Below are 13,453 nucleotides of genomic sequence, written 5' to 3'. Positions count from 1 at the left end.
CCTTCATCCCGGATTGCGCTGCTCATGGCGGTTCCCGTTCCAAACGGTCATCCGCAATGAGCCTCGCTCACCGCACCATTCCCATAAATTTGCCCCGCAGGCGTTCTGCGGGGCAGCAGGCAAAGCGATTATTTCAATTCCTGGTAACGCGCGAAAGCATCGTTGTAGATCTTCACCAGCTTCTCGAGGCCCATGTCGTTCAGCTTCTTGACGTAGCCGTCCCACTCCTCGTCGATGCCGCCTTTGGTTATCCACTGCGCGCGGGTGCTGGCGATATAGCTGTCGATGTCCGTCGTCAGCGTCGGCAGATCCGCGTATTCCTCGGCCGTGTACATGACGTCCGGGAACGGCTCCGTCACGAACTCCTTGCCCAGGTTGTCGAGCTGCAGCTTCAGGCCGTCGCCGCTTGCCGGATCGAGCTTGATGTTCTTCTCGAACTCGGGGCTGGCGTACTTCGGCCCGAAGTCCCGCAGCGAGCCGTCCCAGTACCACGCGTCCGCGCTCGTGCCGTCCGGCGGATCCATCAGCGTATACGTGCCGTCGCTTTCCTTCTTGATCGTGGTGCCGATCGCGCCCCAGAAATTCTGGATGCTCGCTTCGCCGGTGTAGAACTGGTCCGCCCAGCGTGCGGTAACGTCCGGATATTTGTTCGTCGTCGTAATCAGCACTTCGTTGCGGCGGTAGCTCATGCCGTTCGGCTCGCCGAGCTGATACTTGTTGCCGTCCGGGCCGGCAATAGGCGCGATGGCCTCGTACTCCTTGCTCCATTGGCCGAATACGGCGTCCGGCGTCCACTGGTACGTGAAGCCGATCAGGGAGGCATCCGGATTTTGGCGCTTCGCCGTCAGCATCGTATTGTCCTGCGTGAACGTTTCCTTGTCGATCAAGCCTTCGGCATACAGCTTATGCGCCCATTCCATGCCGGCCTTATACGCGTCGGACGTCGGGAAATATTCGGTCTTATCGTCCTTGACGACCATATGGTTGGCCCGGAGATCCGTGATGCCGAACGGCGCGAGGAAGTTCATGTCCAGGTCCCCCGAGTCGCTGTACGGAATTTCGTCCGCCTTGCCGTTGCCGTTCGGATCCTGCTCCTTGAAGGCTTTGAGCACGGCGTACAGTTCGTCGATCGTCGTCGGCTCCTTGAGCCCGAGCTTATCCAGCCACTGCTTGTTAATGACCGGCTGCACGGACGATACCGGACGCGACGGGAGCCGCGCGGGCAGCGAATAAATCTTGCCGTCCGGGAACGTGCTCAGCTTCTTCAGATCCGGCGATTCCGCCATGGCGGCCTTCAGGTTCGGCATATCCTTCTCGATATAATCGTCCAGCGGACGGAAAATGCTCAGGTTATTGACGATATCGGCATTCGTGAACGCGATGTCGCCGATGATGACGTCCGGCAGCTTGCCGCTCGCCAGCATGACGGACTTCTGATCGCCCCAGTCGTTGGACGAGACGACCTGCCAGTTGATCTTGACGTTCGTCTGCTTCTCCAGCTCCTGCAGCCAGGCGTTCTTCGTGAACGTATCGCCCATGCTGCCCCAGCGGATCGTCAGCACGTTCAGCGTAATCGGATCTTTGACGATCGGCAGACCCTCTGGATTGTAATTGCCGTCTTCCGTTTTGCCGCCCTCCGATTTGTTGCCCGCCGCCGCGTTCGTGCCCGCATTCTTATTCGAATTCGTGCCGTCGTCATTGCTGCTGCAGCCCGCCAGTACGGTCGTGCCGAGCACGGACAGCAGCGCCAGGCCGGACAGCATTCGGAATGCGCTTCGCTTCGATACATTTGCCATGCGTAGATCCCCCTTTAAGTAATCGGTTCCATGAGTTCCCGTTCCAATCCTCGACCACCGATCCTTGACCGGCGGCTGCGCCTCTACTCCTTCACCGCGCCGATCATCACCCCCTTGTTGAAATACTTCTGCACGAAGGGGTAGAAGCAGATGATCGGCAGCGTGGACACGATGATGACGGAATAGCGGAGCAAATTGGCCAGCCGCAGCGCGATCTGGGCCGCCTCCCCGGTTCCGAGCGCCGTCTGCATCTGGTTCGTGACCAGAATATCCCGGAGGATCAGCTGCAAGGGGAACAGGTTCTTATCCTGCAAATAGATCAAGGCGTTGAAATACGCGTTCCACTGCCCTACCGCGAACCACAGCGCCAGCACGGAGACGACCGCTTTGGAGAGCGGCAGCACGATCTGGACGTAGAAGCGAAGGTTGCCGCAGCCGTCGATCTGCGCCGCTTCCCATAATTCCGCGGGGATGCTCGTACGGAAGAAAGTACGCGCCACGATGATATCGAATACCGCGACCGAGAACGGCAGCACCATGACCAGGAACGTATCGTACAGATGAAAATCGCGAACCGTCAGGAACGTCGGGATAAGCCCGCCGTTGAAGAACATGGTGAAGATGAAGAAGAGCGACAGCGCCTTGCGGCCGACGAGGTCCCGCCTCGACAGCGCATAGCCGGCCGAGACGTTGACGGCAAGCCCGATCGCGGTGCCGACGACCGTGTACAGGATCGTGTTGCGGTAGCCGATCCAGATATTCGCATGCTTCAGCAGCTCCTTGTAGCCGTCGAACGTCCATCCGCGGGGAAACAGCCACACTTTCCCGCCTGCCACGGCGGATGGATCGCTGAATGACGCGATCACGATAAAATAAAGCGGATATAACACAATCAATAGCATGAGAGCGGCCCAAATGTACAGCAGCGTCTCCAGCGCCTTGTCGCCGGATCCCGGCTTCTTGCGCCGCAATTTCAGGTTCGTCGCAGCTTCCATCGCGGTTCGACCTCCCTCCCGTTACCAGAGACTGTGCTCGGTATATTTTTTGGACACCCAGTTGACGAGGAGGAGCAGCGAGAAATTAATTAACGTGTTGAACAGGTTGATCGCCGCCGAGAAGCTGTATTGGGAGCTGATAAGCCCGATCTTGTACACGTAGGTCGAGATCACCTCGCTGCCGGAGATGTTCAGGTTGTTCTGCATCAAGTACGCTTTCTCGAAGCCTACGCCGAGCAATCCGCCGACACGCAGGATGAGCAAGGTCACCGCCGTCGGAATCAGCATCGGAATGTCGATGTACCGGATCTTGTGCCACCGGCCCGCCCCGTCGACCGTAGCCGCCTCGTAGAGACTGGGGTCGACCGACGACAGCGCCGCGATGTAGATGATGCTGTCCCAGCCCATATGCTGCCAGACGTCCGACCATACGTACACGCTGCTGAACAGGCTTGCCGATCCCATCAGGTTCGGCGCTTCGGCCCCGAACAGCCGGTACAAGGCGCCGATCAGTCCGTTCCCCGGCGACAACAGGATCAGCATCAGGCCGACGACCACGACGGTGGAAATGAAATGCGGCATGTACGTGACCGTCTGAAATACGCGCTTGAACCGGTTCGCCCGCAGCTGATTGACCAGGATCGCGAACGCGATCGGAATGGGAAACGTCGCGAAGCTGTACAGGCTGATGATCAGCGTATTCTTGATCGTGACCGAGAATTGGTAGGAGTTGAAATACTTCTCGAAATACTTCAAGCCCGCCCACGGGCTGTCCATGATGCCCTTGGCGGGGCTGAAATCCTTGAACGCGATGATGACGCCGTACATCGGTTTATACGTGAAGAGCAGCAGCAGCACGACGGCCGGCAGCAGCAGGACGTACAAGCCCCAGTTCCTGCCGATCCTCGCGAACGTCCGCTGCACGCCGCCGCTTGATTGCGTGTTGATCATCGTCCGCACCCCCTTTGCCTGTGAATGAACCTGCCGTTCTCGTCCATGACCCCAGTATACGTGCGGATTCCGGTGCCATATGGACTTCATGCGCGCAGATTCCGGACATTTCGCAGGCCGGCGCCGATGATCGGACCGACCCGGACCCTTGGGCGCGAGCCCTGCGTTGCAATCCAGACTTCTTGCTGGCATTTTCCGGACATTCGTTGCTTGAAAGCGGATTCGCGTCTTGTATTTTCGGATGGCGGCATTATAATAATCAGACGGCGCACCGATGATCCCGGAGCCGAGCGAAAGGGGACTGCGGCGGCAGATGGCACGACAAGCGGAGAACAAGCTGTATCCGATCCAGCATTACGTCCGAATCATCCTGATCATCTCGTTCTCCGCGCTGGTGCTGGATATCATGATCAGCTTCGCTTCGATCACGATCGTCAAGCAGCAATCGGCCCGGGATTTGCGGGACACCGCCTATCTCTACATCAACCGGATCAACAACGACTTCTCCTACATCAACCACTTCATGGGCTGGACGCTGGCCAACGACGAGAACGTCAAGGTCATGGCGGCCCACGGCTCCGACGAAACGGAATTCCTGAAAGCCAACACGGCGCTGTACCGGCGTTTCGTCGAGCTGCAGAAGAGCTACGGCACGGCTTACAACTTCTTTCTCTATTTCGATAAGAAGAATTACTTGCAGAACTGCGCGCCGATGGGGATGACCTATACGGAGTACCAAGCCCTGCAGAAGCAGGTCGGCATCTATATCAAGGACAAGGTTTATTACGAGAAGCTCTATTCGTGGTGGTCGACCGTTCAGCTGGCGGGGAAATTTTATATCCTGAATATCGTCCCGTATCATGACAGCTACCTCATCTGCCTCATCTCCGCGGAAGATCTGATCCGCCCCCTGCGCCAAACCAATCTGGGCGAGAACGGCTATGCCTCCCTGACCAGCGAGGACGGCACGCGCGTGACCAGCCCGATCTCCAACAAGGGCAAGCTGCTCGACGTCAAGCCGAAGCATGCCGCGTTCCCCGATCTGCTCCGAACCAAAACGACGGTGAACGGCGAATTCACCAACGCGTCCTTCTACGTGAAGCTCGTCATCCAATTCGGCGCGTTCGAGAAAATCATGATCGCCCAGCTGCTCATCGTGCTGCTCGCCGTCATCATCGCCTGCAGCCTGTGCTTCATCATGCTTTATTTCAAGAACAAGGTGCTGCAGCCGATCAAGAACTTCTCCTACAACCTCACCTTCTGGGACGGCGACGGCGAGCCGCTCGACATTCGAAGCAGCAAGATGTTCGAGCTGGAGAAGGCGAACAAGCAGTTTCTTAACCTGGTGAAACAAATCAAGGATTACAAGATCGACATCTACGAGCGCGAGATCGAGAAGCAGCGCATCCAGCTGGATTACACGAAGCTGCAGATCAAGCCGCATTTCTTCCTGAACTGCCTGACGACCATCCACAGCATGGCGCAAATGGGCATGGACGAGGAAATCCAGCAGATGGCCTTGTCCACCTCGGACTATTTCCGGTACATTTTCCAGAACGGCCGGGATTTCGTCCGGCTGGAGGATGAGCTCGAGCATGTCCGAATCTATCTCGAGATCCAGAAAAGCCGCTACAGGGACTCGTTCGTCTACCGGATCTCGCAATCCGAGCGGACGCGGGGCGCAAGGATTCCGCCGCTTGTCCTGCAGACGTTCGTCGAGAACGCGATCAAGTACGCGGTGTCCAGGGACAACGAAGCGCAGATCTCGCTCGACGTCGCGCGCGAGCTGGCGGAGGACGCCGAGATGACCGTGATCCGCATCTCCGACAGCGGTCCCGGCTTCGCGCCGGACGTGCTGGCCAAGCTGCAGGACGGACAGCCGCTCGACCAGGCGCACGGAACGCAGATCGGCATCATGAACACCGTCCAGCGACTGGCGTATTTGTACCGCGACCGGGCGGCCATCCGCTTCGCCAACCGCGATAGCGGGGGCGCCTGCGTCGTCCTCTACCTGCCGGAGCCGCCGGCCAATTCAACCGGGATGGGAGCGTGACCGCGTGAACGTGCTGCTCGTGGACGACGATTATTTCGTCGTGACCGCCTTGGAGAAGAAGATCGACTGGGCCTCGCTGGGGATCGAATCGGTCCATACCGCCCATAACGTCGCCCAGGCGCGCGACGTTATGAAGCGCCATGACATTGAGATCCTCATCTCCGATATCGAGATGCCGCAAGGCAGCGGACTGGAATTGCTGGCGTGGATCCGGGAGGAGCATTACGACGTGCAGGCCATCTTCCTGACCAACTACGCCGATTTCAATTACGCCCAGAAGGCGATCGAGCTGCGAAGCTTCGAATATTTCCTGAAGCCGGTCCAGTTCGATAAGCTGATGCTGATCATCCGCAAGGCCGTCGAGCGGGCGCAGGAACAGCAGCAGAACGAGCGGGCGATTCAAGAGGGCCGCTACTGGCAGCAAAATCATGCGAAGATGCGCGAGCATTTCTGGCGGAAGCTCGTCGGCGGCAGCGCCTCCTCCCCGGTCAAGCCGGCCGAGATCGCGGCGGCCGTCCAGGAGCAGCATCTCGCCTACGGCATGAACGATACCGTGCAGCCCGTGCTGTTCAGCCTGTTTCCGTACGACGGCAGCATGGGCCGCGACGAGAAGAACCTGTTCGACTTCGCGCTGCTGAACGTCCTGTACGAATTGTTCCGGCACGCGGACTTTACCGTCGAGACCGTCCTGGAGTACAAGACGCGGCAGTGGATGGCTATCCTGAGCTGGAACCGGCCGCCAGCCGCCGAGGTGCTCGCGGATATGTGCGGGTCTTTCATCCGGCAGGCGAACCGCTCGCTCAAGAGCGATGCCTGCTGCATCGTCGGCGTCCCCGGCACGCTCGGAGGCGCAAGCCCGATCATCCGCCGGCTGCTCCAGCTGAACGAAGACATCGCCAAGCGGCGCAATCAGGTTTTCTTCGCGGAGCAGTACGGTATAACGGCCGAGGAAAGCTATGCGCCGCCGAATCTGCCGCTGCTCGAAGCGCTGCTCGACGAGGGCAAGCCGGCCGAATTCCTGAAGGAAACGACCCGGTATTTGAACGACCGTTCGCTCCAGCCCTATTTCGCCACCTCCGTGCTCAGCCTGTTCCGGCTCGATCTGATGCAGCTCGTGTACGCGTTCCTCAAATCGAAAGGCATTCAGGCGCATCAGCTGTACGCCGGAAGAGCGAACGAGCAGCTGCTCGCCCAGTCCCTGAATTCCGTCGAGGACATGGAGGAATACCTCCGCTGCCTGGTCAATACCGCCATGGAATACCGGGTCTTCGCGGAGCAGCCCAAGTCCGTCGCGGAAGAGATCAAGCAGTACATCCATGCCCGTTACGGCGAGGATCTGACCCGCAATAGCCTCGCGGACGTCGTCTTCCTCCACCCGGACTACCTGGCGCGGCTGTTCAAGAAGGAGACCGGCGTATCGCTCGGCGCCTATATCATCGAGGCGCGGATCGCGGCCGCCAAGCAGCTGCTCCGCGCGACGGACCACTCCGTGTTCGCCGTCGCCAAGAAGGTCGGCTATGCCAACTATTCCTACTTCGCGAAGGTGTTCAAGCAGGAGGCCGGAGTGACGCCGAGCGAGTATAAGCAGCACGGGATGCGGCAGCCGTGATCGGCAACACGCGAAAGAGGCCAACCGGGCACAATCCGGTTGACCTCTTTTTAATGACCTGATGTTCTTGTCTTTATTTCCCCATGGATTTTTCGTTCACCTGATGAAGCAGCTTCCGAATTGCCCCGTTCAGTACGCCGATCTCCGCTTCGGTCATCCCGCTCGCTTCAAGGAGCGACAGCGGTACGCACGTCGATTGGTCTTTGAGCGATATCCCCTTGTCGGTAATCCGAATGTGCAGCACCCGCTCGTCTTCCTTCGAACGTTCGCGCCGGACAAGCCCCGCGGCTTCCATTCGTTTCAGCATCGGAGTCAGCGTGCCGGAATCCAAGACCAACTGGTCGCCCAAATCCTTGACCGACATCGTCTCATGCTCCCATAGCGCAAGCAGAACCAGGTATTGCGGATAGGTTAAGTCCAAATCGTCGAGCAACGGCCGATACATTCGGAAAATCGCCCTCGAGCAAGCATATAACGAAAAACACAGATGAGCATCCAACGGTATATGAGGTCCCTGATTATCGTTTTTCATAGGTCATCCCTCCTCGAACGTTTCTTCGACAGCCCATCGCCCTTCATATTACAATCCCTTTTACGAAAAAACAATGCATCGCGGAGCCGCAAGACGGAAATAGCGAAAAAAGAAGATGAAGCCCCTTGATCAAGGGGCTTCCGTCTCCGTCGCGCTTTGTTCGTATTTTTCGGATTAGGCCGAGGGCCCGCTTAATCCGCGATCCCGCGCAGGGCGGCCAGCGCGCCGTCGTAATTCGGATGATCCGACAGTTCGCTCAAATACTCGACGTAACGGACCGTATCGTCGGCGTCGACGATAAAGATCGCGCGTTGATCCAGCTGCAGTTCTTTGATCAACACGCCGTACGCCTCGCCGAAGGCACGGTGTTTGTAATCCGACAAGGTGATGACGCGTTCGATGCCGGCAGTCGCGCAAAACCGGCTCTGCGCGAACGGCAAGTCGACCGATATCGTCAAGACGACCACGCCGTCGCCCAGCTTCGAAGCCTCTTGATTGAAACGGCGCGTTTGCGCGTCGCACACGTCGGTATCCAGCGAAGGCACGACGGAAATGAGCTTGGTTTTGCCTTTGTAATCGGAGAGGCTCGCTTCCGTCATCAGATCCTTGTTGATGGTGAAAGCGGGCGCCTTGTCCCCGACTTTCAATTCCGGACCTACCAGCGTGATCGGTTGTCCGCCTACCGTTGCTTTGCCTGTACGTTCTTGTGCCATGATAAATAACCTCCATCGGTTGATTCGTTTATTGGGTCGTTAGCTGTTGCCCATCCTGATTACTGCCGTTCGAACAAGAAGCTCTCGCAATCCAAAGCCGCTTTGCACCCGCTGCCCGCCGACGTGATCGCCTGACGATATATCGGATCCATGACGTCTCCGCAAGCGAATACGCCGGGAACGTTCGTGCGGGAAGTTCCCGGAACGACTTCCACGTAGCCCAGCTCGTCGGTTTGGACCTGGCCGCCCAAGAAGCCGGTGTTCGGACGATGGCCGATCGCCAGGAAGATTCCGTCGGCTTCCAGCACTTCCTCCTCCCCCGTCGCGTTGCTGCGCACTTTGAGGCCGGTCACCCCTTTGTCGCCGGCCATGACTTCGAGCGGGGCAGCGTTAAGGCTCCATGCGATTTTCGCGTTACCGCGCGCGCGGTCCTGCATGATTCGGGAGGCTCGGAGTTCGTCCCTGCGATGCACGAGCCGGACCTCGGAAGCGAACCTCGTCAAGAATTGCGCCTCCTCCATCGCGGTGTCGCCGCCGCCGATGACGATGATCTTCTTGTTGCGGAAGAAAAATCCGTCGCAGGTGGCGCAAGTGCTGACCCCTCTCCCGAAATTCTCGGCTTCTCCGGGAATGCCGACCGTTTTCGCGGAAGCGCCGGTCGAAAGGATCACCGCGTCCGCCGTTATTTCGGCGCCGCCTTCCAAGTACAACGTGAACGGACGCTTGGTTAGATCCACGCGGGCGACGTAGCCGGATTGTATGCGGGCGCCGAATCGCTCGGCCTGCTTCCGCATATTCTCCATGAGCTCCGCCCCCGTGATTCCCTCCGGAAAACCGGGGAAGTTCTCGATTTCCGTCGTCGTCGTCAGCTGCCCGCCAGGCTGCGGCCCTTCGATAATGAGCGGCGACAGGTTCGCCCGAGCCAAGTAGATCGCCGCCGTTAATCCCGCGGGACCCGTTCCGATAATGACCGTTTGATGAAGCATCATGTTTTCCTCCCTCGTTCGCCCGATAATCATTTGTGCACAAACTTTATGAACCAATCCTAGCTGCGTGGAAATAATTTGTCAACAAATTAATTTTACACAAGTTAATTTCCGTTGAGGCTCTCCAGCGCGTTGATGCGATTTTTCCCGCCTATATGGAAGCAATAAAATCGGCGGTTCGAACGCAGCGGAATCCGTTCATTTTTACGCTTCAATAGAGCGTTTAGCGGGTCGACTTTCAGAAATTAATTTGTTGACAAATGATTTGTACACAAATAATATAGAGACACGGACGAGCCAAAACTTTCCACGATTACGATGGCGAAGTCAGGTTCGCATCACCTACAACTCCGAGGAGGAATACATGATGAAAAACTTGAAAAGCAACAAACTTTTGACGCTGTCGCTGGCGGTGGCGCTGATCGGCACGGGAACGGGAATCGGAACGAGCCTCGCGAAATCGCCTGTCGCGGAAGCGCAGCATTATTCGTCCGGCGTCGTGAATACGAGCAGCGGCCATTACGTAACGGTCGCGAACAACGTGAAGCTGTACGTCGAAGACGTCGGCGAAGGCAAGCCGGTCGTCTTCATCCACGGATGGCCTGCCAATCACGAGATGTACGAATATCAGGAAACCGAATTGCCCAAGAAGGGCATTCGCTTCATCGGGATCGACCTGCGCGGCTTCGGCAAATCCGATCGCCCTTACGACGGCTACGATATGGACACCTTCGCGGACGACGTGCGCCAGGTCATCGACAAGCTCGAATTGAAAGACGTGACGCTGGCCGGATTCTCGATGGGCGGCACGGTGGCGACGAACTACATGATCCGGCACAAAGGCCACGCGGTGTCCAAGCTCATGCTGTTCGGAGCCGCTTCGCCCAGCTGGAGCCAGCGCGACGGCTATCCGTACGGCATCACGCAGCAGGATATCGACAACATCGCAGCTAACCTGAAAGCGGATCGCCCGAACATGCTGAAAAGCTTCGGCGACGATTTCTTCTACAATCAACCGAGCCCGGCATTCCGCGCTTGGTTCGATCAAATGGGACTGTCTTCGGATCCCCGCGCAACGATCGAAAGCATTCAATCGGTCGCGGAAACGGATCTGCGCGCCGGCCTGAAGACCATCAACGTGCCTACGCTGATTTTGCACGGCGTACACGACAAAGCGGTTCCGTTCGCCATCGCGGAGCAGCTGCACAAAGGCATTCGGAACTCGACGCTCGTGCCGTTTCAAAACAGCGGCCATGGCCTCTTCTATGAAGAAAAAAATAAATTCAACGACGAGATCGTCAAATTCGTCAAGCCTTAAGACCGATGCGGCCTTCGTCAACCTTGCTTGTCGCTCCTGCTATCGGAAAGGCATCCAATCGTCGACCCATGTATCGTCGTTCCTAACGGACATGAAAAACCCGCCGAATGCCCGGCGGGTTTTTCATGTTTTCTGCTTTGTCGGAGACAATCACCAAGCGATTCGGCCTAATAAATAAACATTCGCGCGGTTTACTTCCCCGCCGGCTTCGGCATGAGCCACGCATGATCCGGATCGTTGTAAAACTTCCACGTCCGCACCGGCCCCGCCATCACGTTCAAATAATACACCTCGTAGCCCGGCGGCGCGGACACGGGATGGTAGCCGCGCGGCACGAGGACGGCTTCTCCGTTCGCCACGGCCAGCGTCTCGTCGAGCGATCGGTCGTCCGTATAGACCCGCTGCACCGCGAAGCCCTGCGTCGGCTCCACATGATAGTAGTACGTCTCCTCGAGCAGCGATTCCTCGGGCAGATGATCCCGGTCATGCTTATGCGGCGGGTAGCTGGACCAGTGGCCGCCCGGCGTGAACACTTCCACGACGAGCAGGCTGTCCGCCGCCTCGGATTCCGGCAAAATGTTATGGATCAGCCGTTCCGTGCTGCCTTGCCCGCGCGCTTCGACGCCTACGTGCTCAGGGCCGATCAGGCGGGCCGCGTGCGTCCCCTTGCCCGGTGCCCAGCAGATCGCGAGCCGAAGCTCGGTCGCGGCCGTGACGTCGAACCGGTCGCCGGACGGCACGTAGACCGAATACGGCGGAATTTTCTCGAACACGCTCATGCGCGCGCCTATATTGTTCCACGCCCGCTCCGCGGTCGCGACGTCCGCGCGGCCCGTAAGCAGCACGATGCATGCCTCCAGGTCGCCTGTGGAACGGATCAGCCGCTCCCCGGCTTGCAGCGCATAAACTTCGAAGCCGACATGCGCCCAGCCCGCCGATGCCGGCGTGATGCGCAGGATATTGCCGTCCGCGTCCGGCGTCGGGCTTGGTTTTACGATGAATTCGCTCATGGATGCGTATGCTCCTTCCTGTCGCTTACCAGCGCGCCGTGACCATTTTCTTGCGCGTGTAGAACTCCACGCCGTCCTGTCCGTTCGCGTGCAGGTCGCCGTAGAACGATTTCTTCCAGCCCGAGAACGGGAAGAACGCCATCGGCGCGGGCACGCCCAGGTTGATGCCGAGCATGCCGGCGTCGATGTTCTCGCGGAAATGGCGGACGTGGCTGCCGTTCTGCGTGAAGAGGCAGGCGCCGTTCGCGAAGTCCGATTCGTTGGCCAGCGCGATCGCTTCGTCCAGGCTGTCCACCCGCACGACCGACAACACCGGCGCGAAAATCTCGTCCTGCCAGATCTTCATCTCGCTCGTCACGTGATCGAAGACGGTCGGCCCGACGAAGAATCCGTCGCCCGATACCGCGGCATCGGTACGTCCGTCGCGACGCAGCACTGCGCCCTCCTTCTCGCCGGACGCGATGTAGCCGAGCGTCCGCTCCTTGTGCGGACCGCGGATGACCGGCCCGAGGAAGACGCCCTCGTCCATGCCGTTGCCGATCGTGATCCGGTCCGCCGCGGCGACCAGCTTCTCGATCAGCGGCTCGGCCGCTTCGCCGACGGCGACGACGACGGCGCAGGCCATGCAGCGTTCGCCCGCGGAGCCGAAGGCCGCGCCGACGATCTGCGTGACCGCGGCATCGAGATCCGCGTCCGGCATGACGATGGAGTGGTTCTTCGCGCCGGCGAGCGCTTGCACGCGTTTGCCGTGGGCCGATGCGGTCTTGTAGACGTATTCGGCCACCGGCTGGGAGCCGACGAACGAGATCGCCCGCACGTCCGGATGCGCGAGCAGGCCGTTCACGACGTCATGCGCGCCGTGAACGACGTTCAGCACGCCGTCCGGCAGGCCCGCTTCCCGGAACAGCTCCGCCAGCCGGTTCGCGAGCAGCGGCGTCCGTTCGGACGGCTTCAGCACGAACGTATTGCCGCAGGCGATCGCAAGCGGGAACATCCAGCACGGCACCATCATCGGGAAGTTGAACGGCGTGATGCCGCCGACGACGCCGACCGGGTAGCGGTACATGCCGGACTCCAGGTTCGTCGCGATATCCGGCAGCTGCCGGCCCATCATGAGCGATGGCGCGCCGGCGGCGAATTCGACGCATTCGATGCCGCGCAGCACCTCGCCGTGCGCTTCGGTATAGCTCTTGCCGTTCTCCAGCGTGACGATGCGGGCGAGCTCGTCCCAGTGGTCGACGAGCAGCTGCTGGTATTTGAACAGGATGCGCGCGCGGCGGGGAACCGGCGTCTTGCTCCATGTCGCGAAAGCGGCTTGGGCGACGCGGACGGCGCCGTCCAGTTCGTCCTTGGACGACAGCGGAACATGGTGGATGATCTCGCCGGTTGCCGGGTTATAGACCGGCTCGGAGCTGCCGGAGACGGATGCGACCCATTCGCCGCCGATGAAGTTGGGAAGCAGGGCCGGTGCGTTCGTGTGGGACATTCGG

Annotated in this window: 11 protein-coding genes; 3 read left to right on the top strand and 8 right to left on the bottom strand. The window is 59.2% G+C overall.

Annotated features, from left to right (window positions below; genetic code table 11):
- Nucleotides 1-128 precede the first annotated feature (128 nt).
- The 3 genes from AC50YL_RS24440 to AC50YL_RS24430 all read right to left on the bottom strand — a co-directional run bounded on the left by AC50YL_RS24440 (nucleotide 129) and on the right by AC50YL_RS24430 (nucleotide 3,742).
- Nucleotides 129-1,796 (bottom strand): extracellular solute-binding protein, encoded by a 1,668-nt coding sequence (locus tag AC50YL_RS24440; protein WP_494835405.1) that lies wholly within the window; start codon nucleotides 1,794-1,796, stop codon nucleotides 129-131.
- 83 nt (nucleotides 1,797-1,879) lie between these two features.
- A complete protein-coding gene (locus AC50YL_RS24435) occupies nucleotides 1,880-2,791 on the bottom strand; it encodes a carbohydrate ABC transporter permease (RefSeq protein WP_494835404.1) in 912 nt (303 codons plus the stop codon).
- Between the two features lie 21 nt (nucleotides 2,792-2,812).
- A complete protein-coding gene (locus tag AC50YL_RS24430; protein ID WP_494835402.1) occupies nucleotides 2,813-3,742 on the bottom strand; it encodes an ABC transporter permease in 930 nt (309 codons plus the stop codon).
- Between the two features lie 313 nt (nucleotides 3,743-4,055).
- Here AC50YL_RS24430 and AC50YL_RS24425 point away from each other — a divergent pair, with 313 nt between their 5' ends.
- Together AC50YL_RS24425 and AC50YL_RS24420 are read left to right on the top strand one after the other, a co-directional pair.
- Nucleotides 4,056-5,795: a sensor histidine kinase gene (locus AC50YL_RS24425; protein WP_494835401.1), complete on the top strand. Its 1,740-nt coding sequence runs from the start codon at nucleotides 4,056-4,058 to the stop codon at nucleotides 5,793-5,795.
- 4 nt (nucleotides 5,796-5,799) lie between these two features.
- Nucleotides 5,800-7,404, top strand: coding sequence for a response regulator transcription factor (locus AC50YL_RS24420; RefSeq protein ID WP_494835400.1), 1,605 nt, complete (start codon nucleotides 5,800-5,802; stop codon nucleotides 7,402-7,404).
- Between the two features lie 73 nt (nucleotides 7,405-7,477).
- Here AC50YL_RS24420 and AC50YL_RS24415 read toward each other — a convergent pair whose 3' ends face one another.
- From AC50YL_RS24415 to trxB, 3 genes are all read right to left on the bottom strand, one after another.
- Complete coding sequence (locus AC50YL_RS24415; protein ID WP_494835398.1) at nucleotides 7,478-7,936, bottom strand: MarR family winged helix-turn-helix transcriptional regulator; 459 nt, start codon at nucleotides 7,934-7,936, stop codon at nucleotides 7,478-7,480.
- A 191-nt stretch (nucleotides 7,937-8,127) separates the two neighbouring features.
- Nucleotides 8,128-8,649 (bottom strand): thiol peroxidase, encoded by a 522-nt coding sequence (tpx, locus tag AC50YL_RS24410; RefSeq protein WP_494835396.1) that lies wholly within the window; start codon nucleotides 8,647-8,649, stop codon nucleotides 8,128-8,130.
- 59 nt (nucleotides 8,650-8,708) lie between these two features.
- The gene (gene trxB, locus AC50YL_RS24405; RefSeq protein WP_494836008.1) at nucleotides 8,709-9,635 is read right to left on the bottom strand and encodes a thioredoxin-disulfide reductase; all 927 of its coding nucleotides are present in this window, start codon (nucleotides 9,633-9,635) and stop codon (nucleotides 8,709-8,711) included.
- A 364-nt stretch (nucleotides 9,636-9,999) separates the two neighbouring features.
- On the opposite strand from trxB, the gene AC50YL_RS24400 reads away from it, so the two are divergent.
- Nucleotides 10,000-10,953, top strand: a complete 954-nt coding sequence (locus AC50YL_RS24400; protein ID WP_494835394.1) for an alpha/beta fold hydrolase — start codon at nucleotides 10,000-10,002, stop codon at nucleotides 10,951-10,953.
- A 191-nt stretch (nucleotides 10,954-11,144) separates the two neighbouring features.
- Here AC50YL_RS24400 and iolB read toward each other — a convergent pair whose 3' ends face one another.
- Nucleotides 11,145-11,963, bottom strand: a complete 819-nt coding sequence (iolB, locus tag AC50YL_RS24395; RefSeq protein WP_494835392.1) for a 5-deoxy-glucuronate isomerase — start codon at nucleotides 11,961-11,963, stop codon at nucleotides 11,145-11,147.
- 25 nt (nucleotides 11,964-11,988) lie between these two features.
- A complete protein-coding gene (locus AC50YL_RS24390; protein WP_494835391.1) occupies nucleotides 11,989-13,449 on the bottom strand; it encodes a CoA-acylating methylmalonate-semialdehyde dehydrogenase in 1,461 nt (486 codons plus the stop codon).
- Between the last annotated feature and the right edge of the window lie 4 nt (nucleotides 13,450-13,453).

The sequence above is a fragment of the Paenibacillus sp. J22P277 genome (assembly GCF_059383675.1).
The sequence above is the reverse complement of the archived record's forward strand: the minus strand, read 5'-3'. Positions and strand labels throughout refer to the sequence as shown.